We start from the raw sequence: 22,797 nt of genomic DNA, 5'->3' as shown, positions 1-22,797 counted from the left end.
GATTGAGGAGCGGGGGTGTGGGGGCGGAGCCCCCGCCGGTGGAACCGGGCGGCGTCTTCCCGGACCGTCGCCCCGAAGAGCCGGGGTACGCACCGCGGCCAAAAGCGTGCGTACCCCGGCTGTCCCGACCGAGCCGAAGAAGGAACCCCCAGAAGGGAACCGTCATGCTCGACCACCTCATCCGCCGCGCGACCGTCGTGGACGGCACCGGCGGGCCCGCGTACACCGCCGACATCGGCATCCGCGGCGGCCGCATCGCCGTCATCGCCGAGCCCGGAACCGTCACCGAAGAGGCCGTCACCAGCGAGGACGCCGACGGGCTGGTCCTCGCCCCCGGGTTCGTCGACCCGCACACGCACTACGACGCCCAGCTCTTCTGGGACCCCTACGCCACCCCCTCCATGAACCACGGCGTCACTACCGTCGCGGGCGGCAACTGCGGGTTCACCCTCGCGCCCCTGCACCCCGACCGGCCCGAGGACGCCGACTACACCCGGCGGATGATGTCGCGGGTGGAGGGGATGGCCCTCGCCGCCCTGGAGGAAGGCGTCGACTGGACCTGGTCCACCTTCCGCGAGTACCTCGACGCCCTCGAAGGGCGCATCGCCGTCAACGCCGGGTTCATGGTCGGGCACTGCGCCCTGCGGCGGCACGTCATGGGCCCCGACGCCGTCGGCGGGCAGCCCACCCCCGCCCAACTGGACGCCATGCTTGCCCTCTTCCACGACGCGATGGACGCCGGAGCCTGGGGGCTCTCCACCACCCAGTCGTCCACCCACTCCGACGGTGACGGCGAACCCGTCGCCTCCCGGCACGCCCTGCCCGAGGAACTCCTCGCCCTCTCCCGGGCGGTCGGCGAGCATGAGGGGACGCAACTGGAGGCGATCGTCGCCGGGTGCCTGGACCAGTTCTCCGACGAGGAGATCGACCTCTTCGTCGACATGACGGCCGCCGCCGGACGCCCCCTCAACTGGAACGTGCTCACCATCGACGCCGCCGTCCCCGAACGCGTACCGCGCCAGTTGATCCCCAGCGAACGCGCTCGCCGCGCCGGCGGGCGGATCGTCGCGCTCACCATGCCGATCCTCACCCCGATGAACATGTCGCTCGGCACCTTCTGCGCCCTCAACCTCATCCCCGGCTGGGGCGAGATCCTCGCCCTCCCCGTGCCCGAGCGCATCGAACGGCTCCGGGACCCCGCCACCCGCGCCGAGATGCTGCGCCGCGCCGACAGCAAGGAGGCCGGGGTCTTCCGCCGCCTCGCCCACTTCGGCCGGTACGTCATCGGGGACACGTACAGCGCCGCCAACGAAGGGCTCAGCGGGCGGGTCGTCGACGACATCGCGGCCGAGCGCGGCCAGGACGCCTTCCACTGCCTGGTGGAGATCTGCGCCGCCGACGACCTGCGTACGGTCCTGTGGCCGATGCCCACCGACAACGACCCGGACTCCTGGGCGCTGCGGCAACGGACCTGGGAGCACGAGGACGTCATGCTCGGCGGCTCCGACGCGGGCGCGCACCTGGACCGGATGTGCGGGGCCCCGTACACCACCCGCTTCCTCGGCGACTGTCTGCGCGGGCGGAAGCTCGTTCCGCTGACCGCCGCCGTCAAGATGCTCACCGACGACCCCGCCCGGCTCTTCGGGCTGCGCGAGCGCGGCCGGATCGAGGAGGGCTTCCACGCCGACCTCGTCCTCTTCGACCCCGAGCGGATCGACGCCGGACCCGCCACCCTCGTCCACGACCTGCCCGGGGACAGCCCGCGCCTGGACTCCAAGGCCATCGGGATCGTCTCCGTACGCGTCAACGGGGTCGAGACCCTGCGGGACGACAAGGTGACGGGGGCCGTGCCGGGGACGGTGCTGCGCTCGGGCCGCGACACCCGGACGGTGAGTACCGCGTGAGCCCCGCACCGGAGCGGCTGTTCATCGGCGGTGAGTGGGTCGAGCCCGCCGGCGGGCACTACGAGGTCGTCGACCCCGCCACCGAGGAGGTCGTCGGCCTCGCCCCCGAGGCGAGCCGCGCCCAGGTGTACGAGGCGGCAGCGGCGGCGAAGGCGGCCTTCCCGGCCTGGTCGCGGACCCGGCCCGAGGAGCGCGCCGCGATCCTGGACCGGGCCGCCGACCTCGTCCAGCGCGACTTCCTGGCCCACGCCGAGATCGCCCGGCGGGAGAGCGGAGCCACCGCCTCCACCGCCCGGGGCATGCAGGTGGGGGTGGGCATCGCCCGCTTCCGGCGGTACGCGCGGGGCGCGCTGGAGCCGGTCGAGGAGGCCGTCGCGCCGCAGGTCAACGAGGCCGGGCCGATGGGGAAGGCCGGGGTCTTCGGGGCGCTGGCCGTCCGCCAGCCGGTCGGCGTGGTCACCTGCATCACCTCGTACAACAACCCCTGGGCCAACCCGGCGGGCAAGATCGCGCCCGCGCTCGCGATGGGCAACACGGTCGTCGTGAAGCCCGCCCCGCAGGACCCGCTCTCCGTCCACCGGATGGCCGCCGCCCTCGCGGAGGCGGGCGTTCCGCCGGGCGTGGTCAACGTCGTGACCGGGTCGGGCGCGGAAGCCGGTGAGGCCGCCGTCGACTCGCCGGACATCGACATGGTCAGCTTCACCGGGTCCACCGCCGTCGGGCAGCGCATCGCGGAGGTGTGCGGGCGCGGGATGAAACGGCAGCTGATGGAGCTGGGCGGGAAGGGGGCCGCGCTGGTGCTGGAGGACGCGGACCTGGGCTCCGCCGTCGCGGGGATCGGGACCACCTTCTCCTTCTACAGCGGACAGATCTGTACGGCTCCGACCCGCGTCCTCGTCCACCGGTCCCGGTACGACGAGCTGATCGGCGCGCTCGCCGCATACGCGAACGCGCTCACCGTCGGGGACCCCGCCGACCGGGCCACGGTCGTCGGCCCGGTCATCTCCGCCGCCCACCGCGACCGCGTCGAGGCGTACGTGGAGCTGGGCCGGAAGGAGGGCGCGCGGGTCGTCACGGGCGGCGCCCGGCCCGGCCATTTGGACCGGGGCTTCTACGTGGCGCCCACCCTGCTGGCCGACTGCACTCCCGACATGCGGGTCGTCCGCGAGGAGATCTTCGGGCCGGTCGTCGTGGTCGTCCCCTTCGATGACGAGGAGGAGGGCGTCGCGCTGGCCAACGACAGCGACTACGGCCTCATCGACTACGTCTGGTCCGGCGATGTCGCCCGCGCCTTCCGTATCGCCCGGCGGCTGCGCGCGGGCGGGGTCGGCGTCAACACGGTCGGGCGGAACATGGAGGCCCCGTTCGGCGGGTTCAGGAAGAGCGGGGTGGGGCGGGACGTGGGCTCGTACGCGCTGCACGCCTACAGCGAGACACAGGCGATCGTGTGGCCCGGATGAACCTGCGGCGCAGCGGGCGCGGAACGGCGTGGGAAAATTTTGAACCTACACAAAACGGACGGGGCTACGGTTACCGTACGTCGTCACGCTCGGTCGAGTGGCATGCATTGCAAGGCTTCACGTGAATGTGACCTTGAATTGATGAAGTGTTCACGGGTGGTTGGCTGCTACATCCAAGGGTGAGACGTTGGAGTCTCACGCTCCGGATGTGGATATCGCAGCGCATAGCGTCCTTCTCATGACTCAGCTGGACGCGCGGCCACGGGCCGGAGACACGGTACGGGGAAGCGCCCCGGCCGACGGCGGCACGGGCAGCGGCGGCGTACGCGGAAAAGGGCTCGGCGGGAACTCCGTCGGCCTCATGGGCAGCGCGGTCATCGGTGTCTCCACCGTCGCGCCCGTCTACTGCCTGACCTCCACCCTCGGCTCCACCGCCGGAGAGGTCGGCGTGCAGATGCCCGCCGTCTTCCTGGCCGGGTTCCTGCCGATGCTGCTGGTGGCGTTCGCCTACCGCGAGCTGAACAAGGCGATGCCGGACTGCGGCACCTCCTTCACCTGGACGGTGAAGGCGTTCGGTCCGCGCGTCGGCTGGATGTGCGGCTGGGGCCTCGTCATCGCCACGATCATCGTGCTGTCCAACCTGGCGGGCGTCGCCACCTCGTACTTCTGGCTGCTGGCGGGCGAGATCACCAACAGCGCCTCGGTCGCCGCCCTGGACGACAGCAAGCCCGTCCACATCATCACCTGCCTCGCCCTCATCGCCGTCGCCACCGCGATCAGCTACCGGGGCATGACCGCCACCAAGGGCATCCAGTACGCCCTGGTCGGGCTCCAGTTGGTCGTCCTGGCCCTGTTCGTGACGATGGCTCTCAGCAAGGCCGGCAGCGGCGGCCCGGACTTCGCGTCCTCGCTCGACTTCTCCTGGTCCTGGCTGAACCCCTTCGCCGTCCAGTCCTTCGCCGCCTTCACGGCCGGCCTCTCCCTCTCCATCTTCATGTTCTGGGGCTGGGACGCCTGTCTGACCGCCAACGAGGAGACCACCGGCAGCGAGAAGACCCCCGGCCGCGCGGCCCTCATCGCGATGGTCGTCCTGGTCGGCTCCTACCTCGCCACCGGCATCGCCGCGCAGATGGCCGTCGGCTCCGGCGAGTCCGGGCTCGGCCTCGCCAACCCGGACACCTCCGACAACGTCTTCGCCGCCCTCGCCGGACCCGTGATGGGCCCCGGCCTCGGCATCCTGCTCTTCCTCGCGGTCCTCGCCTCGGCCGCCGCCAGCCTCCAGACCACGTTCATCCCGGTCGCCCGCACGGTGCTCGCGATGTCCGCGTACGAGGCGATGCCGGCCTCGTACGCCAAGGTCCACCCCCGCTTCAAGACACCCGGCCGGGCGACGGTCACGGCGGGCATCGGCACCGGCGTCTTCTACACCGTGATGACCCTGGTCAGCGAGCACGTCCTGGTCGACACCATCTACGCGCTCGGCCTCATGATCTGCTTCTACTACGCGCTGACCGCCTTCGCCTGCGCCGGGTACTTCCGGGCCGAACTGACCCGCTCCGCCCGGGACCTGGTCTTCAAGGGCCTCTTCCCGCTGCTCGGCGGCATCCTGCTCGCCGCCGTCTTCGCCAAGACCCTCTACGACATGTGGGACCCGGCGTACGGCTCCGGCTCCTCGGTGTTCGGCGTCGGCTCGGTGTTCGTCATCGGGGTGGGGCTGCTGCTCCTCGGCGTGGTCCTGATGGTCGCGATGGAGCGCCGCAGCCCGGCGTTCTTCCGGGGCGAGGTGCTGACGAAGGAGACGCCGGCGCTGGTGGTCCAGGACTGAGGAGAAGCACGGGGACCTGCCGGCCCAGCGCGCGGCGGGCGCCGTCCTGGCCGCCGTCGGCGCGGTGGGCACGGTCGCCATGCCGAAGAGCGGCTTCCCGGGCCTGGTGGGGATCGGCGGGGTGCTGCTGCGCAGGTCGCTGCGGTCCACGGGCGCGTAAGGGCCCCGGCGAGCTCGCTCTCGCCGGGGCCCTCCGTCGTGTCCTTCTCGCGCTTACGGCCGCCAGTAACCCAGCGCGTTCACCCGGTCCTTGGGCAGGCCCAGCTCCTTGCGGAGGTACGCCGACAGGGTCCGGGTCGTCGACGTGTCGCAGGCGACCCAGACGTACGCGTCCGCGTGGTCGGCGCCCAGCAGTTCCGGCAGGGCCGCCTTCACCTCGGCGACCAGGTGCGCGCCCGCCTCGCGGCGCTCCACGTGGTGCAGGGTGTGGTGGGCCTCGTCGAGGCGGAACGGGAGTTTCCGGTCCTCGTCGTGCGCGGTCTCGAACCAGATCGTCGCCGGGGTCGACGGGATCGCGTCCAGCAGGGAGTTGACCGCGGGCAGCGCCGCCGCGTCACCGATCACGAAGAGCCGCTTCGGCGCCGGGTCGGACAGCGTGAAACCGGTGCCCTGAAGCGTCGCGTCGATCGTGTCGCCGGGCTCGGCCGCTTTCGCCCAGTCGCAGGCGGAGCCCTCATGGAGGGCGAATTCCAGACTGAAGGTCCCGGCCTCGGGGTCCGGGTCGACCAGGGTGAAGGCGCGCTGATGCGGTTTGCCGTCCTTCTCGAACCAGAGTCGCACCCACATCGTGGGGTGCGCCCCGCCGGTCGCGGCGAGCAGCCCGCCGTCGGTCAGATGCACCCGGCGGAACCGTTCGGTGACCTGCTCGGCGCCGGTCACGGTGAACGTGAAATCCCGTCCCCGGAACAGTTTGAGAACGACGCCTTCCCAGCCATGCCCCACGGTGCTCCCCGCCCTCTCCTGCCGCCCCGGCCCACTGCCCCAAGGGTCTCTTTAGGTTAGGCTAACCTAAATCTCAGGGATTGGGGAGTGGCTGAAAACCACCGGGAGCAGGGGATGGGCAGAGCGATGACCGCTGACGTCGACCGCGAGAGACCTGGAGCGAGACCGGCCGAGGGCCCGGGCGGGGGTCGGGGCGGGGGTCGGGGCGAGAAGCCCGGCGAGACACGGGGCCGGGGGGCGGGGGAGGGCTCCGAGGACTACGAACTCTTCCGGGACGACTGGGGGATACCCCACCTGCGGGCCGCCGACGCCCTCGCACTGGCCCGCGCCCAGGGCCATGCCACCGCCCTCGACCGGGCCTGGCAGCTGGAGACCGAACGGCACCGGGTGTTCGGCACCAGCGCCTCCCACCTGGGCGCGGAAGCCGTCGACTGGGACCGGTTCGTCCGGCGGGCCCGGATCGCCGACACCGCCCGCCGCTGCTTCGACCGCCTCGCACCGGAGACCGCCACCTGGGTGACGGAGTACGTCGACGGCGTCAACGAGGGCCTCGCCGAAGGGGCCGAGCGAGCCCCCGAGTTCGCCGCCGTGGGCCTCGCGCCCGGCCGCTGGGAGCCCTGGACCCCGCTCGGCGTCTGGCTCTCCACCCACATCCTGTTCGCGGGGTTCCCGACCAAACTCTGGCGCGAAGAGGTGGCCCGCCGGCTCGGCGAGGACCGGATGACCCTCTTCGCCACCGACGGCCCCGGTACGGCGGGCAGCAACGGCTGGCTGCTCACCGGCGCCCGCACCGCCACCGGAGCCCCGCTCCTCGCGGGCGACCCGCACCGCTTCATCGAGGACCCCGGCGTCTACCAGCAGATCCGGCTGGCCTGCCCCGAGTTCGACGTCGTCGGCCTCGCGGTCCCCGGCATCCCCGGCATCGCCCACTTCGGGCACACCGGCCACGTCGCCTGGGCGATCACCAACGCCATGGCCGACTACCAGGACCTCTACCGGGAGCGGTTGCGCCGCACTCCGGACGGCGGAGTGGAGGCCCTCGGCTCGGACGGCTGGTACCGGGTCCAGGCGCACACCGAGACGATCGAGGTGGCGGGGGCGGCCCCGGAGCAGGTCGAGGTGATCGAGACGGACCGGGGGCCGGTGATCATCGGCGGCGACCCCGGGGCCGGGGACGAGGCGGCCGACGTGGCCGGGAAGGAGGCAGCCGACGTGGCCCCGGCCGCCGACGGAGACTTCGTCAGCCTCCGCTACCCGCCCCGCGTCACCGGCGATCTCGGCTTCGACGCGCTGCCCGCGCTGCTCCGGGCCCGTACGGTCGCCGAGGTCGACACCGCACTCGACCGCTGGGTCGAACCCGTCAACGTGGTGCTCGCCGCCGACACCGCCGGGTCCACCCTGCACCGGGTCGCCGGACACGTCCCGGTGCGCCCGTACGCCAACCGGCTGCGGGTCGTTCCCGCCGAGGACCCGGCGTACGCCTGGCGCGAGGGCGAGACCGTCCCGCTGCCCCGTACCGAGGTCGACGGCCCCGCCGGGATCGCGGTGATGGCCAACGAGCGCGGCCTCGCCGCCCCGCTCGGCGTCGAGTTCGCACCCCAGCACCGGGCCCGCCGGATAAGGGAGTTGCTCGGCGCGGACACCGACTGGACCCCCGACGCCCAGGCCGCCGTCCACACCGACACCCTCCTCGCCTCCTCCCGCCCGCTGCTGTCCCTGCTGGCCTGGGCCCCCGGACTCGGCCCCGCCGCCGAACGCCTCCGGGACCGGCTGCTGCGCTGGGACCGCCACATGGACGCGGACAGCACCGACGCGACCCTGTACGCCCGCCTGCGCACCGACGTCGTCCACCGGCTGCCCGCCCACCCCGCGCTCAAGGGCGTCACCGGCGCGGACGACCCCTGGCGCTCGGCCGCCTACCCTGCCCTCTTCCGCCCCTGGCTCGCCGCCGTCCCCCGGATCGGCTACGCCCTGGAGAGCCTGCTCACCGTCGGACTCCTGTCGTACGAGGACCGGTTGGCGCTCGTCGCGGCCTCGGCCGAGGCCGTCGCGGCGGCGGCCGAGGAGACCCCGCCCGCCCCGTGGGGCGAGCTGCACCGGCTCTCCCCCTGGCAGGCCCTGCCGGACCTCGCACCCGACGGCGTCGACGCGCAGGCGATCCGGCCGGGGGCCGCCGGCGACCACGACTGCGTGCTGTCCACCTCCAGCGTCCCCGGCGTCACCGACCTGTTCGCCCGGGGCCCGGCCGCCCGCTACGTCTGGGACCTGGCCCGCCGCGAGGGCAGCCGGTGGGCGGTCCCCTTCGGCGCGTCCGGAGTCCCCGGATCCGCACACCACCGCGACCAGACGCCCCTGTGGGCGCGGGGCGCGCTCGCCCCGGTCGTCACGGACTGGAACCTGCTGCACCGCACGACGCCCCACCGCACGACGCACCGCCGCACGTCGCACCGCCCCGAGGAGAACCCCGCCATGACCGCAGGCCCCGAGCCCGTCGCGCCCGCCCTCCGCCCGGCCGTCCACGAGCAGAAGGTCGAGGGCTTCGGCACCGTCCGTCTCGTCCCGGTCGACCCGGCGGCCGACGCCGAACTGCTGCACGGCTGGGTCACCGAGGAGCGGGCCCGCTTCTGGGGCATGGCCGACCACACCCGTGAACAGGTCCGGGAGATCTACGAGTTCGTCGACTCGCTCCCGACGCACCACGCCTACCTCGCCCTGCGCGACGGGGTTCCCGCCGCGCTCTTCCAGACATACGAGCCGGACGCCGACCCGGTCGGCGAGTGCTACGACGTCCGGCCCGGGGACTTCGGCATCCACCTGCTGATCGCACCCGCCGAGGGCGAGGTAGCGGTGAAGGGGTACACGGAGGCCCTGCTCACCGCGTTCATCGCCTACGTCTTCAGCGACCCGGCCCACGTGCGGGTCGTCGTGGAGCCCGACGCCCGCAACGAGAAGGCCCTCGCGCGGATGGTCCGGGTCGGGTTCGAGCTGGGCCCGGAGATCCGGAAGCCGGAGAAGACGGCCCGGCTCGCGTTCCTGACGAGGGCGGCGCTGGGGCTGGCGTAACGGAAACCGCTCGCGCGGGGCGGAGCGGGCCGGGTCCTGCGAGACGGGGGACCCGCCCGGCCGACGGCGCTGTGCCCGCCCGGCGTCACGGCGCCGGGTCCGCCCCGTCCGGGTGCAGGGCGCCGCCCGGCCGGAACAGCCGCTTGGCCACCGCGTGCCCGCGCTCCGCCGCCATCCGGAACCACGGCTCCGCCGCCGCCAGGCCCTCGCGGTGCTCGACCAGGCGGCCGAGCTCCCACATCGACTCCACGTCACCGGCCTTCACCGCCTGCCGCAGCAGCCGCTCGGCCGTGTCGGGCCGCCCCTCGGCCCGCGCGGTCAGGGCGAGCGTCCGCAGGCCCCGTACCGCCCGGGCGTCCCCGGCGGCGGCCGCGACCGCCAGTGCGCGCGGATCGGCGGGGCGGCGGTACCGGTTCCCCAGGATCAGCAGAATCCCCAGCACCCACATGATCCAGCTCAGGCTGATCAGCGTGCCGTTGCCGGTGACCACCCCGGTCAGGCTCAGCGCGCCGCCCGCCGGCAGCAGGAAGTACCCCAGCCCCGGTCCCATGCCCGCTCCTCTCCGCCCGGCCTCTCCGCCGCGCGTGCTTCGTCCCTTCCCGCTTCCCGGCCCGCCGTACCGGTCCCGCTGCTCAGCCCCCCGCACCGGCCGCCACGTCGAGGAAGACCGGATTGGTGAGCGCCGCGAACGCGCCCGGCAGCCCGGGAACGGCCGGCGGGTGCCGGACCTCGGCGCGTACGTACGCGGCGTGGGCGGGGGTCGTACGCCACTCCACCACGCCCGCGCCCGTCGCGGGCAGCAAGGTGGTCAGCAGGACCCCCTGGTCGGTGACCAGGCGCACCGTGCAGTCGGCGGCCGCACCCGACACCTCCAGCCGTACGGTCACGGGGGCGTCGGCCGCCGCCCGCAGCCGCTCGCCGATGCCCGCGTGCCCGCCCCGCCCGTCCGTCGCGGCGAAGGAGAGGGTCAGGGCGGCGGACTCGGCGAGGTAGGAGCGGCCCGCCCGGATGCCGGCGAGGATCGCCCGCCGGGACAGCGACTCGGCCAGGACGACGGTCTGCGGGTGGCCCAGCCGGTCCGGCTCGCGGTGGGCGTCGCTGTTGCCCATCGCGGGAAGCCAGCGCGTCCGCCCGTCGTCCGTGTTCCGTACGTCCGTGTTCCGTACGTCCGCGTTCTGTACGGAGGCCACCAACGCGTTGTCCCACTCGGCGAGGGCGACCTCGTCGTCCGGGGTCCAGGGCCCGTTCCACACCTCGACCGCGTCCGCCTCGGCGAGGCCGAACTTCCAGTTGCAGCCGATGCAGGTGGCGTGCGGATGGGCGGGCACGACGAGCCCGCCGGCCCGGCGCACCTGGTGCGCGTACCGGCCGAAGCGGTTCTCGCGGGCCCGGTAGCGCCAGTCGACGAAGACGCCCGGGTCGGTGCCGACGGCCAGCACGTGCCCGTTGCGGGTGGTGATCTCCTCACCGGTCAGGATCAGCAGGTCGTCGCCCCACAGCCCCTCCCACGCGGTGTGCGCGGAGGTGGTGTTGTGCTCGCTGCTGTTGATGAAGTCGAGCCCGGCGGCCCGCGCGGCGGCGGCGACCTCGGCCGGGGTGCGCCGCCCGTCGGAGTGGACGGAGTGGACGTGGCAGTCGCCCCGGTACCAGGCCCGGCCGCGCCCCCTGCCCCGCTCGGGCGGGTAGACAGGCTCGGGGGTCGGGGCCGCATCCCCGAAGCGGAGGGTGACGGTCACCTCGTACGGGAGGCCCTCGGGGGCCACGGTGTAGGGGGCCAGGGCGATGTGCCAGGTGCCGGGACGTACCGGGCCGGGGAGATAGCCGGGGGTCGCGGCGTCGGACCGGACGAAGAACCCGGTGCGCGCCCCGCCGGACCAGCCCCGGAAGCCGCGCCCGCCCAGGGCCGTACCGCGTTCGTCGAAGAGGCCGATGTCGAGCGCGTTGCCCTGGACGCCCGGCGGGACGGGTGGTTTGCCGTACGTGTAGGAGACGGCGAACTCGGCCACGCCGCGCGGGACTTCGACCGGGAGGTACACATAGTCGGGCGATCCGACGGGCAGGGTCCCGCGCACGGTCCGGGTGCGGTGGGGGCCGTCGGAGCCCGGCCCGGGGCGGTCCTCGGCTCGGGCGAAGTCCACGGGGGCCAACGTCAGGCCGGTGGCGGCGGTCGCGGCGAGGAGGCCGCGCCGGTTCACGGCGGTGTTCATGGCGGTGTTCATGGCCGTCACGGTCTCGGATTTCGCCGACATACGGCTTACGTTGGCGCTTCGCAAGGACGACGTACAGAAGGACGGCGTAACAAGACGGCGTAACGGGACGGCGTACAAGACGACGTACGGAACGACGACGACCACGGAGGTGGCTTCGATGCGGATTTCCACCACGATCTTCCTCACCGACGAGACGGTGACCCCGGTCAGGCTCGCCCGCGAGCTGGAGCAGCGGGGGTTCGGCGGGCTGTATCTGCCCGAGCACACGCACATTCCGGTCAGCCGCCGCACGCCGTACCCGATGGGCGGTGAGCTGCCCCGCGAGTACGGCCGGACGCTGGACCCGTTCGTCGCCCTCGGCCAGGCCGCCGCCGTCACCGAGCGCCTCACCCTGGGCACCGGCATCACGCTGGTCGCCCAGCACGACCCGATCGACCTGGCCAAGCAGGCGGCCACCCTGGACCACCTCTCCGGCGGCCGGTTCACGCTCGGCGTCGGCTACGGCTGGAACGTCGAGGAGGCCGCCGACCACGGGGTGGAGTGGCCGACGCGCCGGGACCGGGTCCGGGACCGGATGGCCCTGATGCGGGCCCTGTGGGCGGACGAGCCGACCGGGTACACGGGCGCGTTCGGGTCGGTGCAGGCCAGCGAGGCGCACCCGAAGCCCTTCCAGCGGCCGCGCGGCCCGGTCAACGGCCCGCGCACCCTGATCGGCGGCGGGGCGGGCCCGAAGCTGTTCGCGCACATCGCAGAGTACGCGGACGGCTGGCTGCCCATCGGCGGCGGGGGTCTCACCGAGTCCCTGCCGAAGCTGCGGGCGGCCTGGGAGGAGGCCGGGCGCGATCCGAAGGGCCTCCAGGTGGTGCCGTACGCGGTCCAGCCGAGCCCCGGGAAGCTCGCCCACTACGCGGAGCTGGGCATCGAGGAGGTCGTGCTCCAGCTGCCCCCGGCGGACGAAGCGGAGGTGCTGCGGACCCTGGACGCGTACGCCGCGTACCTGTGAGAAGGGGCCCTCCGGGGCCGCCGGTGCAACCGGGCCCGCGTACAGGGCATCCTTATTCATCGGGGATCGCTATACGCGGGCCACAGGCCCGCCCGGGTGGGGAGTGGAATGAACAGGCCGTTGCGGCACATAGCCATCTTCTGCGGGCTGCTGGTGCTGGCCCTGCTGCTGCGGGCGAACTGGCTCCAGCACGTCGACCGCCAGGAGCTGGCCCAGAACGAGCACAACGCCCGGGTGCGGTTCGAGCGGTTCTCCACCCCGCGCGGCGACATCATCGTCGGCGGCAAGGCGATCACCGGCTCGAAGGAGACCGACAGCCGGGACTACGCGTTCCGCCGGACCAACAAGGACGGGGCGATGTACGCCCCCGTCACCGGGTACGCCTCCCAGTCCCGGGGCACCTCACTGCTGGAGCGGACCTACGACAGCGTCCTCAGCGGCCAGGACGACCGCTTCGCCTTCCGGCACGCCAAGGACGTCCTGACCGGCCAGCCCCGGCGCGGCGGCGACGTGATCACCACGATCGACGCCAAGGCGCAGAAGGCCGGCTACAAGGGGCTGACCGACCTGGGCGCCCGGGGTGCGGTCGTCGCCCTGGACCCGAGCACCGGCAAGGTGCTGGCCCTGGTCTCGACGCCCTCGTACGACCCAGAGGTCTTCGCCGGTATCTCGTTCAAGGAGAGCGACCGCTTCACCGCGCTGGAGAAGAAGAAGGCCAAGCCGCTGGCCAACCGCCCGCTGCGCGAGACCTACCCGCCCGGCTCCACCTTCAAGATCCTCACGGCCGCGGCGGCGCTGGAGCACGGTGTGGTCACCGATGTGGACGCGAAGACGGACGCGGTCTCGCCGTACCCCCTGCCGCTCTCGACCAACAAGATCGGCAGCGAGGCGGGCGACGCCGTGTGCAGCAAGGCGTCGATGAAGACCGCCATGCAGTACTCCTGCAACAACGTCTTCCTCGACGCGGCCGCCGAACTGGGCGAGGACCGGATGCGGGAGACGGCGGAGAAGTTCGGCTTCAACGAGGACGTGTACGCGGAGGAGTTCGGCGACATGCTCGCCACGAAGAGCCTCTACCCGCCGAAGCTCGACAAGCCCGGCACGGCCCTCACCGGCATGGGCCAGGGCAGCCTGACCAGCACCCCGATGCAGATGGCGATGGTCACGGCGGCCCTCGCCAACGACGGCAAGCTCATGCAGCCCTTCATCGTCGACGAGCTGCGCGGCCCGGACCTCTCCACGCTGGAGAAGAACGAGCCCACGGAGATGAGCCAGGCCGTCTCGCCGGAGACGGCGAAGAAGGTCCAGGAGATGATGGAGCACACCGCGAAGGAGGGCAGCGCCCAGCGCGCCCTGATCGACGGTGTGACGGTCGGCGGCAAGACGGGCACCGCCCAGCGCGGCGTGAACGTCCAGGACGAGGTCCCGTACGGCTGGTTCGTCAGCTACGGCAAGAAGGACGACGGCCGCTCGGTCGCGGTCGCCGTGTTCATCGACCCGACGGACATGGACATCTCCCGCTCGGACATCTCGGGCGGCCGCCTGGGCGCCCCGATCGCGAAGAGCGTGATGCAGGCGGTGCTGGGGGACTAGGGGGTGTCTTGGGGGCTTCTCAGCCGTTCCGGGCGTCCGCCCCACCTGGGCCGGGTGCCCACCCCAGCCCGGCCGGCGTGGGCCGACCGCGCCTGTGCGGGTGACCCCCTCAGCCCGTCCGGCGTTTGAGGACGGAACCGTGCAGGCGGTTCCGGGTGACGCTACGGGGTCCCGAGCCCCAGGTCCCTGTCTGTCCTCACGCCCTCCGAGACAAGGGCTCCGTCCTCAAACGCCGGACGGGCTGGAAGGAGCCACCCCGGACCGGCGGATGCGGTCAGCGCACCGACCTCAACGCGCCCCGGCGCACCACCTTCGGCTCCTCGTCCGCCGACGCGTCCGGAGCCGCCGTCCCGCCCGGGTCCGGCGACCCCACCAGCCCCACCAGCTCCGTCAACGCGTCGATACGGAAGTCCGCCGTCTCCACCACGTCCGGGTGGTCCGCCCACCAGTGCCCGTACGGCCCCCGCCGCAGATGCGCCGTCCGCATCCCCGCCGCGGCGGCCGGGAACAGATCGTCGGCCGGGTGGTCGCCCACGTACAGCGTCGCCTCCGGGGCCGCGCCCGACGCCTCGGCCACCCGCGCGAAGAACTCCGGGTCGGGCTTCCGTACGCCCCACTCGTCCGAGGTGACCACCAGGTCGGCGGGCAGGTCCAGCGCCCGCAGCAGCTCCCCGGCCCGGACCGTGCCGTTCCCCGCCACCACGACCCGCACGCCCGCGGCCCGCAGCTCGCCCAGTGCCGGCCGGACGTCCTGGTAGAGGTCCGACTCGTCGAGGTGTTCGCCGCGCCCGGCGGCGGCCCGCGCGCGGTAGGCCTCCTCGACGTCCATGTCGGGCCGCAGGATCCGCAGCGCGTCCGTGGCCTCGCGGCCCTGGGCGACGGCCGCACCCACCAAGGCGCCGAGCGTGTGCGGCGGTACGCCGAGCCAGTCGGCCCAGGACGCCCAGTACCGGTCGTCGCGTACGAGGGTTTCGCCGATGTCGAGGACGATCGTTTCCATCACCGTTCCGACACTAGGCGCGAGGACGCCGCCGACGGGGCATCATCCGGGTGAGTCGGCCCGCACGAGTGACCTGGAGCACCCCACGGCCTGCACATACAGGTCCCGGGCCCTGGTCCGGTACCCGCGCCTCGCTCGTATGCTCGGTTCATGACCGATCCCGATCCCGATCCTCAGAGCGGACGTCCCACCTCCAACGCCATGCGGCGCGCGCTCAAACGTGCCCGCGACGGTGTCGCCCTCGATGTGACCGAGGCCGCCGTCCTGCTCCAGGCGCGCGGCGACGACCTGAAGGATCTGGCCGCGTCCGCCGCCCGCGTCCGGAACGCGGGCCTGGAGGCGGCGGGCCGGCCGGGCGTGATCACGTACTCCCGCAAGGTCTTCATCCCGCTCACCCGCCTCTGCCGCGACCGGTGCCACTACTGCACCTTCGTCACCGTCCCCGGAAAGCTGCGCCGCGCGGGCCACGGGATGTTCCTGTCCCCCGACGAGGTGCTGAAGATCGCCCGCGAGGGCGCGGCGATGGGCTGCAAGGAAGCCCTGTTCACGCTCGGCGACCGCCCCGAGGACCGGTGGCCGGAGGCGCGGGAGTGGCTGGAGGCGGAGGGGTACGACGACACCCTCGCGTACGTACGCGCCATGGCGATCCGGGTCCTGGAGGAGACGGGCCTGCTGCCCCACCTCAACCCGGGCGTCATGACCTGGACCGACCTCCAGCGGCTGAAGCCGGTGGCCCCGTCGATGGGGATGATGCTGGAGACGACGGCGACCCGCCTGTGGTCCGAGCCGGGCGGCCCCCACCACGGCTCCCCGGACAAGGAGCCGGCCGTACGGCTGCGGGTGCTGGAGGACGCGGGGCGCTCCAACGTCCCCTTCACCACCGGCATCCTGATCGGGATCGGCGAGTCGTACGAGGAGCGCGCCGACTCCCTCTTCGAGCTGCGGAAGACGGCCCGCGCCTACCACGGCATCCAGGAAGTCATCGTGCAGAACTTCCGCGCCAAGCCGGACACGGCGATGCGCGGGATGCCCGACGCGGAGCTGGAGGAGCTGGCCGCCGCCATCGCGGTGGCCCGGCACATCCTCGGCCCGTCCGCCCGGATCCAGGCCCCGCCGAACCTGGTGGACGCGGAGTACGCGCTGCTCATCGGCGCGGGCATCGACGACTGGGGCGGGGTCTCGCCGCTGACCCCCGACCACGTCAACCCCGAGCGCCCCTGGCCGCACATCGACGAACTGGCCGCGCGTACCGCCGAGTCGGGCTTCACGCTCCGCGAACGCCTGACCATCTACCCCGAGTTCATCCAGCGCGGCGAGCCCTGGCTCGACCCCCGGCTCCTCCCGCACGTCCGTGCGCTCGCCGACCCGGAGACGGGCCTCGCCCGCGAGGGTGCGATTCCGGCCGGACTGCCCTGGCAGGAGCCCGACGAGGGGTTCACCTCCTCCGGCCGTACCGATCTGCACGCCACCATCGACACCGAGGGCCGCACGGGCGACCGCCGCGACGACTTCGACGAGGTGTACGGGGACTGGGAGGCGCTCCGCGAGGCGGCGGCCCCCGGGATGGTCCCGTCCCGCATCGACGTCGACGTACGCCAGGCGCTGAGCCAGGCCGCCGACGACCCGACGAAGCTCACCGACGGCCAGGCCCTCGCCCTGCTCCACGCGGACGGCCCGGCACTGGACGAGCTGTGCCGGATCGCGGACGCGCTGCGCCGGGACGTGGTCGGCGACGACGTCACGTACATCGTCACGCGGAACATCAACTTCACCAACGTCTGCTACACCGGCTGCCGTTTCTGCGCCTTCGCCCAGCGCCGCACCGACGCCGACGCGTACACGCTCTCCCTGGACCAGGTCGCGGACCGGGCGGCGCAGGCGTGGGACGTCGGCGCGGTCGAGGTCTGCATGCAGGGCGGGATCCACCCGGACCTGCCCGGCACGGCGTACTTCGACATCGCGCGGGCGGTGAAGGAGCGCGTCCCCGGCATGCACGTGCACGCGTTCTCGCCGATGGAGGTCGTCAACGGGGCGACGCGCACCGGGATGTCGATCCGCGACTGGCTGACGGCTGCCAAGGAAGCGGGACTCGACTCGATCCCCGGTACGGCGGCGGAGATCCTGGACGACGAGGTCCGCTGGGTCCTCACCAAGGGCAAACTGCCCACGGCCACCTGGCTGGAGGTCATCAGGACGGCGCACGAGGTGGGGCTGCGGTCGTCCTCGACGATGATGTACGGGCACGTCGACCAGCCCCGCCACTGGCTCGGCCATTTCCGCACGCTGGCTCAACTCCAGCAGGAGACGGGCGGCTTGACGGAGTTCGTCACCCTCCCCTTCATCCACACCAACGCCCCGGTCTATCTGGCCGGCATCGCCCGCCCGGGCCCGACGGACCGGGACAACCGGGCGGTGACGGCGATGGCGCGGCTTCTCCTCCACCCGCACATCACCAACATCCAGACGAGCTGGGTGAAGCTCGGCACGGAGGGGGCGGCGGAGATGCTCCGCTCGGGCGCGAACGACCTGGGCGGCACGCTGATGGAGGAGACCATCTCCCGCATGGCGGGGTCGAGTTACGGCTCGTACCGCTCCATCCAGGACCTGAAGGCCATCGCCGACCTGGCGGGCCGCCCGTCCCGTCCCCGTACGACGCTCTACGGCGAGGTCCCCGCCGAACGCGTCGCGGCGGCCACGGCGTCGGACGGTCATCTGCCGGAGCTGCTGCCGGTGCTGCCGAACTGATGGAGGGGGAGGGGCCGGGGGCTTTGCCTTCCACCCCCTCCCCGCTCAGCAGCCCGTGGCGGCGAGCCCGGTCGGCAGGTACGACCGGACGAACCGCTCGATGTCGTCGCTGTGGTCGCCCTCGGTGTTCGGCAGCTCCAGGTCGAGGATGTAGTTCCTCCCGGCCTTCGGGCACGGGGCCATCACCACGGACCGGGTGTGGGACACCACGGCGTTGTCGGCCCTGGGTTCTGGCTACTTGTAGTAGTCGTGGATGCGCGACACGGACAGTTCGTCCCCGCCGACCGTGCGCATGTCCGTCGCGATCTTGACCGCGTCCTTCGCGTGCTGGGCGCGGGAGTAGTCGAGGTGGTTGGAGATGTGCGCGCATGCCTCCTTGAGCGTTCCCGCCTTCGTGTTCCAGGCGTCGTGGAGTTCGGTGAGAGCCGAACCCATGTCCAGCCCGTCGTTGAACAGCTGGATGGACGCGTCGAAGGTGTTCTGCCGGGCGTGGTCGGACGCGGTGGAGAAGTGCTGTCGCAGGCTGTGGGCCGCGTTTCCCAGCGCACCGAGCACGTTGTCGTGCACGACCATGTCTCCGTCACCACCACCGCTGCGCTCGGGAGCGACCTCGTTCAGCTGCATGGCTGTGCCCTGCTGCGCCCTCGCCTTGGCCTGCTCCCACTCGTCCCACGCCATAGGTCCTCCGTGAAGCTTTATGTCGAGTCTTCTTCCGCTCTGCGGCTGCCTGTTCCCCCACGTTATCTTTGCTTCTTGATCGTTTGCTGGGTGGGTGACTGCCGGATGGTGCCGGTCAGATGAGGCGCGGTCTTCCGTTTCCTTCTGTCATGACCCGGGCAATTCTTGCGGGAGTCACACCTGTCGTGACGTGCTGCTGAGTCAGGAGCGATATAAGTCATGCGAAGCCCGTCGATGTCGGATTTCCCCCGCAAGGTCCGTAGGAAGATGCCCCCGGCCGACTCAGTTCCCGTACGCAACCGAAAAGTCGGCTGCACCGCCACCATCCTCGCCGCCGCAGGCATCCTCGTGCTGGGCACCGCCTCCGCCGCCCACGCCGACCCGCCGGGCAGCCTCCCCCAGAACGCGGGCGGTTACGAGCAGGCCTTCTCGCCCGCCTACGACTACGACGGCGACGGCTGCTACGCGACTCCCGCCATCGGCTCGGACGGCACCCTCGCCCCCGGTCTGAAGACGAGCGGCGCGATCAACGGCAGTTGCCGGGACCAGTGGGACCTGGACAACTCCCAGACGTACGCCCGCTCGAAGTGCAACAACGGCTGGTGCGGCATCGTCTACGCGAGCTACTTCGAGAAGGACCAGGCCGTCCACGGCAGTGGGCTCGGCGGGCACCGGCATGACTTCGAGCATGTGATCTCCTGGGTCAACCAGGCTTCCAACCAGGTGGATTACGTCTCGACCACCCAGCACAGCACCGTCAAGACCTATCCGCGATCACAGGTGCGGTTCGACGGTTCGCACCCCAAGGCCGTCTACCACAAGGACGGGCCGAGCACGCACTTCTTCCGCCTCGCCAACGGCAACGACGAGCCTCCGGAGAACCACTACGGCAACTGGCGCTACCCCCCGGTCGTCGACTGGAACGGCTTCCCCAGCACGGAGTTGCGCGACAAACTCATGAACGCCGACTTCGGGTCCGCGACCATCAAGGTCACCGACAAGGACGACCGCTTCCGCAACCTCCTCAACAACTCCAAGCCCGCCGGAATCCCGTTCGATCCCTGGGCCTGAAGTCCTCCGGGGCAGGTCTTGCGGCTGGCTTCGGGCCGGTCCCGCCGGATACCGGTGGCGGGCTGCCCGTCAGTACATCAGCACGTCAGCCCAGAGTGAGCTGGAAGTAGGCCGTCTCCCGGTAGCCGGGGTGCGGAGGGGCGACCTCCAGCGTGACCGGGGCACCCTTCCGGTCCGGCTTCAGACGGACCGGGACGGTGCGCTCCTCGCCGTCGGGGAGGGGCGGCGCGAGGGCGGAGGCGACCTCGTCCCAGTTCAGCCAGCTCACGCCGTCGCCGGAGGCGTAATCCTCGCCGGACTCGCCGGGCTCGACGCCGAGCGTGCCGGAGAACTCCTCATCGCCGAGGCGCAGTTCTCCGTCCGTGCCGTTCTTGAAGGTCACGGTGACGCCGTAGGTGCCGTCGTCATGCCGCTCGGGGCGGCCGACGGTGACCCACAGCCCGTCCTCGTACCGGGCCGTCATCCCCGGACCGAGCGGCTGGGACACGCTGCCCGGAGGGCCGGGCTGCTCCAGCTGGCCGTCGCCGTCGAGGCCCTTCTCGAACTCGGTGACCGCATACGCTCCCAGCGCGATCAGCGTGAAGAGGACGATCAGGGCGATCGCGCAGCCGTAGAACCCCCGCGGGCTTGCGACGGGTGAGGGATCTGTCGCGGTGGCTGCTTCTTCCGTGTCCATGCTGGCCACGCTAGGCAGCGGCGGGTGCTCGATCATGAGCGCTGGTACTCAAGGGGCCGGTTGAGTAGGCACGAAGGCGCCCGTGACGCAGGCCGCGCGGCCGCCGGTGTCGCCTCGCCGGCGTGGATGATCGAGCTGAGCATGGCGTATGACGGTCCCGGGCCGGAAGGCGTACGGCCCCCCGTGGGGCGGCGGCCGCTGACAGACTGGCCCCATGCCTCCGTCCACCCCCCGCCGTCTCTCCCTCCAGCAGGTCGTCGAAAGTCGGCGGCGTGCCGCCTTCGTCGGCAGGGAGGCCGAACTCGGCCTTTTCCGCGCCAACTTCATGCTGCCGCCCGAGGATCCCCGGCACCGGTTCGTCTTTCATGTGCGGGGCAACGCCGGGGTCGGCAAGACCTCGCTGCTACGGGAATGGCGGCAGGCCGCAGGGGAGTTCGGGGCGCTGACCGCCTCGGCCGACGAGAGCGCCGACTCCGCGCCGGACGTACTCGCCGCGTTCGCTGCGCAGTTCGCCGAGCAAGGGCATCCGCTCAAGGCGCTCGACCGGCTGCTCGCCACCTACCGGCGCGCGCTCCACGAGGCGGCGGGCCGGCTCGCGGCGGACAACGAGGGCGCGGGGCCTTCGGCCGGGGCGCTCGCGGCGGCGCAGGCCGGGCTGATCGCCGCCGGGGCGATCCCGGTCGTCGGGGCGCTGGCCGGGGGCATCGACCCGGCGGTCCTGGCGCGGGGTGCGGGCGGGCTGCGGGCCGTGTTCGGCGGGCGGGTCCGGCAGGTGGAGGAGGCCCGGCTGCTGGCGGAACCGGTCCAGGTCCTCACCCCGGTGTTCGTCGCCGAGCTCGACCGGGTCGCGGACGCCGTGCCCTGGGTCGCCCTGTTCCTGGACACCTACGAGCGCACCGCACCCCAGCTGGACCGGTGGCTCGCGGACCTGTTCACCCCCGGGCGCTACGGCGAACTGCCCGCCAACCTCGTCCTGACCCTGGCCGGCCAGCGCCGCCTCGACCCCGCGCACTGGGGCGACCGGGGCCGACTGGTCGCCGACGTGCCGCTCGGGCCCTTCACGGAGGCCGAATCGCGCCAACTCCTCCATGAAAGGGGGGTGGTGGCGGAGCCCGTCGTACGGGACGTGCTGCGGCTCTCCGGCGGGCTTCCGGTCCTGGTGTCGACGCTCGCCGCCAACCCCGGCGCCGCCGGTGAGGCCAACGCGACCGCCGTCGAACGCTTCCTGGCCGGGGAGAGCGACCCGGCCCGCCGGGCGGCCGCGCTCGCCTGCGCGCTGCCCCGCCGGTTCGACGAGGACCTGGTCGCCGTCGCCGTGCCGCAGGACGGGCCGCACGCCGTGCCGGGGCTCTACGACTGGCTGCTCGAACTGCCCTTCGTCGCCGAGCCGTACAGCGGGCGGTCCCGCTATCACGCCGTCGTCCGGGCCCCCATGCTCCGCCTCCAGCGCACCGGCTCTCCGCGGCGGTGGAAGGCGGCGCACGACCGGCTGGCCGAGGCCTTCGCCGCCCGCCGGGACGCGGCGGCCGAGGGCATCGACCCGGAACGGCTCTGGGCCGAGCAGCCCTGGCGCCGGGCGGCCCTCGACGTGCTCTACCACCGGCTGTGCGCCCGCCCCCGCACCGCGCTGCCCGAGGCCCTGAGAGCGGGTATCGAACTCTTCGCCCAGCGGCCGTCCCGCGCCCGGCACTGGGCCCGGACCCTGGTGGACGCGGGCGAGGACGCCGACAACGCCGTACTGCGGGAGTGGGGCCGGGACCTGCTCGCCGCCATAACCGACCACGGCCCCCGCCCCACCGCCGCCCTCGGGCTCCTGCTGACCCGGGCCGAGCTGACCGACACCGACCGGGCTGCCGCCCTCGTGGCGCGGGCCTGGGACCGCTTCCGGGCGGGGGAGCTGGACGCCGCGCTCTCCGACCACGGGCGGGCCATCGCCGTGGACCCGCGCAGCGAACGCGCCCACCAGGGCAGGGCGGTGATCCTGCGCTCGCTCGGCCGCTACGAGGAGGCCCTCGCCGACCTGGACCGGGCCGAGGAGATCGCCCCCGCCTGGGCCTGGGCGGTACGGGAACGGGGCGAGACGTACCGGCGGATGGGCCGCCTGGCGGAGGCCCTGACCGTCCTGGACCGGGCGCACGCGATGGACCCGTCCGACGCCGTGCCGCTGGGCAGCCGGGGCCTGGTCCGCCATGTGCTGGGCCGCCCCGAGGAGGCGCTCGACGACTTCGACCGGGCGATCGCCCTGTGGCCGGAGTACGCCTGGGCGCTGGTGCGGCGGTCCCGGGTCCGCACGGTCCTGGGCGACCCGGTGGGCGCCCTCGCCGACCTGGACCGGGCCGAGGAGCTGAACCCCGGGCTGCCCGGGACGGAGGGGGAGCGGGGCGAGGTGTACCGCGCGACCGGCCGGTACGAGGAGGCCGTCGCCTGCTACGACCGGGCCCTCGCCCTGGACCCCGACTACGCCTGGGCCCACGGCAGCAGGGCCCTCGCACTGGAAGCGCTTGGGCGGCTTCCGGAGGCGCGGGCGGACCTGGACCGGGCGGTGGAGCTGGACCCCGATTACACGTGGGCGCGGGAGCATCGGGAGCGGCTGGGGGCCTCCCATGCGGGGTCGTAGGGTCGCGGGT

Annotated in this window: 16 protein-coding genes and 1 pseudogene; 10 read left to right on the top strand and 7 right to left on the bottom strand. The window is 72.7% G+C overall.

Translation table 11 applies throughout. The features are described 5' to 3' along the window. Positions 1-164: 164 nt before the first annotated feature. The 4 genes and pseudogenes from WQO_RS14320 to WQO_RS36765 form a co-directional block, all read left to right on the top strand. On the top strand, positions 165-1,904 hold the full coding sequence (locus WQO_RS14320; RefSeq protein WP_010064597.1) for an N-acyl-D-amino-acid deacylase family protein: 1,740 nt from the start codon (positions 165-167) through the stop codon (positions 1,902-1,904). Continuing rightward, positions 1,901-3,364: an aldehyde dehydrogenase family protein gene (locus tag WQO_RS14315; protein ID WP_010064596.1), complete on the top strand. Its 1,464-nt coding sequence runs from the start codon at positions 1,901-1,903 to the stop codon at positions 3,362-3,364. The genes WQO_RS14320 and WQO_RS14315 overlap by 4 nt, the downstream gene beginning before the upstream one ends. Before the next feature lie 238 nt (positions 3,365-3,602). Then, positions 3,603-5,189, top strand: a complete 1,587-nt coding sequence (locus tag WQO_RS14310) for an APC family permease (RefSeq protein ID WP_010064595.1) — start codon at positions 3,603-3,605, stop codon at positions 5,187-5,189. Positions 5,190-5,199: 10 nt separating this feature from the next. Further along, a pseudogene (locus WQO_RS36765) lies at positions 5,200-5,349 on the top strand (DUF6463 family protein); the annotation flags it as partial. A 53-nt stretch (positions 5,350-5,402) separates the two neighbouring features. Here WQO_RS36765 and WQO_RS14305 read toward each other — a convergent pair. Next, a complete protein-coding gene (locus WQO_RS14305) occupies positions 5,403-6,131 on the bottom strand; it encodes a siderophore-interacting protein (protein WP_010064593.1) in 729 nt (242 codons plus the stop codon). 126 nt (positions 6,132-6,257) lie between these two features. On the opposite strand from WQO_RS14305, the gene WQO_RS14300 reads away from it, so the two are divergent. Continuing rightward, positions 6,258-9,194: a GNAT family N-acetyltransferase gene (locus tag WQO_RS14300; protein ID WP_010064591.1), complete on the top strand. Its 2,937-nt coding sequence runs from the start codon at positions 6,258-6,260 to the stop codon at positions 9,192-9,194. Between the two features lie 85 nt (positions 9,195-9,279). On the opposite strand, the gene WQO_RS14295 is transcribed toward WQO_RS14300, so the two are convergent. Both WQO_RS14295 and WQO_RS14290 read right to left on the bottom strand, forming a co-directional pair. Further along, on the bottom strand, positions 9,280-9,744 hold the full coding sequence (locus WQO_RS14295) for an SEL1-like repeat protein (RefSeq protein WP_058953987.1): 465 nt from the start codon (positions 9,742-9,744) through the stop codon (positions 9,280-9,282). Between the two features lie 82 nt (positions 9,745-9,826). Continuing rightward, positions 9,827-11,443 (bottom strand): CehA/McbA family metallohydrolase, encoded by a 1,617-nt coding sequence (locus tag WQO_RS14290; protein ID WP_010064588.1) that lies wholly within the window; start codon positions 11,441-11,443, stop codon positions 9,827-9,829. Positions 11,444-11,561: 118 nt separating this feature from the next. On the opposite strand from WQO_RS14290, the gene WQO_RS14285 reads away from it, so the two are divergent. Both WQO_RS14285 and WQO_RS14280 read left to right on the top strand, forming a co-directional pair. Further along, complete coding sequence (locus WQO_RS14285) at positions 11,562-12,407, top strand: LLM class F420-dependent oxidoreductase (protein ID WP_010064587.1); 846 nt, start codon at positions 11,562-11,564, stop codon at positions 12,405-12,407. A 108-nt stretch (positions 12,408-12,515) separates the two neighbouring features. After that, positions 12,516-14,000 (top strand): peptidoglycan D,D-transpeptidase FtsI family protein, encoded by a 1,485-nt coding sequence (locus tag WQO_RS14280; protein ID WP_010064586.1) that lies wholly within the window; start codon positions 12,516-12,518, stop codon positions 13,998-14,000. A gap of 274 nt (positions 14,001-14,274) precedes the next feature. Here WQO_RS14280 and WQO_RS14275 read toward each other — a convergent pair whose 3' ends face one another. Beyond that, a complete protein-coding gene (locus WQO_RS14275) occupies positions 14,275-15,000 on the bottom strand; it encodes an HAD family hydrolase (protein ID WP_010064584.1) in 726 nt (241 codons plus the stop codon). A 150-nt stretch (positions 15,001-15,150) separates the two neighbouring features. Between WQO_RS14275 and WQO_RS14270 the strand changes: the two genes are divergently transcribed. Beyond that, positions 15,151-17,745 carry a bifunctional FO biosynthesis protein CofGH gene (locus WQO_RS14270; RefSeq protein WP_058953986.1) on the top strand — a complete coding sequence of 865 codons (2,595 nt, stop codon included), beginning with the start codon at positions 15,151-15,153 and terminating at the stop codon, positions 17,743-17,745. A 45-nt stretch (positions 17,746-17,790) separates the two neighbouring features. On the opposite strand, the gene WQO_RS36125 is transcribed toward WQO_RS14270, so the two are convergent. Both WQO_RS36125 and WQO_RS14265 read right to left on the bottom strand, forming a co-directional pair. After that, positions 17,791-17,952, bottom strand: a complete 162-nt coding sequence (locus tag WQO_RS36125; RefSeq protein WP_158073239.1) for a hypothetical protein — start codon at positions 17,950-17,952, stop codon at positions 17,791-17,793. A 27-nt stretch (positions 17,953-17,979) separates the two neighbouring features. Next, the gene (locus WQO_RS14265) at positions 17,980-18,423 is read right to left on the bottom strand and encodes a hypothetical protein (RefSeq protein WP_010064580.1); all 444 of its coding nucleotides are present in this window, start codon (positions 18,421-18,423) and stop codon (positions 17,980-17,982) included. A 267-nt stretch (positions 18,424-18,690) separates the two neighbouring features. Here WQO_RS14265 and WQO_RS14260 point away from each other — a divergent pair, with 267 nt between their 5' ends. Next, positions 18,691-19,494 (top strand): NPP1 family protein, encoded by an 804-nt coding sequence (locus tag WQO_RS14260; protein ID WP_418082109.1) that lies wholly within the window; start codon positions 18,691-18,693, stop codon positions 19,492-19,494. 85 nt (positions 19,495-19,579) lie between these two features. Here the strand turns inward: WQO_RS14260 and WQO_RS14255 are convergent, their stop codons facing one another. Next, complete coding sequence (locus WQO_RS14255; RefSeq protein WP_237274127.1) at positions 19,580-20,170, bottom strand: hypothetical protein; 591 nt, start codon at positions 20,168-20,170, stop codon at positions 19,580-19,582. Positions 20,171-20,384: 214 nt separating this feature from the next. On the opposite strand from WQO_RS14255, the gene WQO_RS14250 reads away from it, so the two are divergent. Beyond that, complete coding sequence (locus tag WQO_RS14250) at positions 20,385-22,787, top strand: tetratricopeptide repeat protein (RefSeq protein ID WP_010064577.1); 2,403 nt, start codon at positions 20,385-20,387, stop codon at positions 22,785-22,787. The last annotated feature ends 10 nt before the right edge of the window (positions 22,788-22,797 follow it).

Origin of the sequence: Streptomyces globisporus C-1027, from assembly GCF_000261345.2 — a bacterium.
GTDB lineage: Bacteria > Actinomycetota > Actinomycetes > Streptomycetales > Streptomycetaceae > Streptomyces > Streptomyces pakalii.
The sequence above is the reverse complement of the archived record's forward strand: the minus strand, read 5'-3'. Positions and strand labels throughout refer to the sequence as shown.

Bases quoted from the DNA above. Each gene is read 5' to 3' on its own strand.
- WQO_RS14320 (WP_010064597.1), top strand. From the start codon at position 165: ATGCTCGACCACCTCATCCGCCGCGCGACCGTCGTGGACGGCACCGGC.
- WQO_RS14310 (WP_010064595.1), top strand. From the start codon at position 3,603: ATGACTCAGCTGGACGCGCGGCCACGGGCCGGAGACACGGTACGGGGA.
- WQO_RS14300 (WP_010064591.1), top strand. From the start codon at position 6,258: ATGACCGCTGACGTCGACCGCGAGAGACCTGGAGCGAGACCGGCCGAG.
- WQO_RS14295 (WP_058953987.1), bottom strand. From the start codon at position 9,744: ATGGGACCGGGGCTGGGGTACTTCCTGCTGCCGGCGGGCGGCGCGCTG.
- WQO_RS14290 (WP_010064588.1), bottom strand. From the start codon at position 11,443: ATGTCGGCGAAATCCGAGACCGTGACGGCCATGAACACCGCCATGAAC.
- WQO_RS14285 (WP_010064587.1), top strand. From the start codon at position 11,562: ATGCGGATTTCCACCACGATCTTCCTCACCGACGAGACGGTGACCCCG.
- WQO_RS14280 (WP_010064586.1), top strand. From the start codon at position 12,516: ATGAACAGGCCGTTGCGGCACATAGCCATCTTCTGCGGGCTGCTGGTG.
- WQO_RS14275 (WP_010064584.1), bottom strand. From the start codon at position 15,000: ATGGAAACGATCGTCCTCGACATCGGCGAAACCCTCGTACGCGACGAC.
- WQO_RS14270 (WP_058953986.1), top strand. From the start codon at position 15,151: ATGACCGATCCCGATCCCGATCCTCAGAGCGGACGTCCCACCTCCAAC.
- WQO_RS14265 (WP_010064580.1), bottom strand. From the start codon at position 18,423: ATGGCGTGGGACGAGTGGGAGCAGGCCAAGGCGAGGGCGCAGCAGGGC.
- WQO_RS14260 (WP_418082109.1), top strand. From the start codon at position 18,691: ATGCCCCCGGCCGACTCAGTTCCCGTACGCAACCGAAAAGTCGGCTGC.
- WQO_RS14255 (WP_237274127.1), bottom strand. From the start codon at position 20,170: ATGGACACGGAAGAAGCAGCCACCGCGACAGATCCCTCACCCGTCGCA.
- WQO_RS14250 (WP_010064577.1), top strand. From the start codon at position 20,385: ATGCCTCCGTCCACCCCCCGCCGTCTCTCCCTCCAGCAGGTCGTCGAA.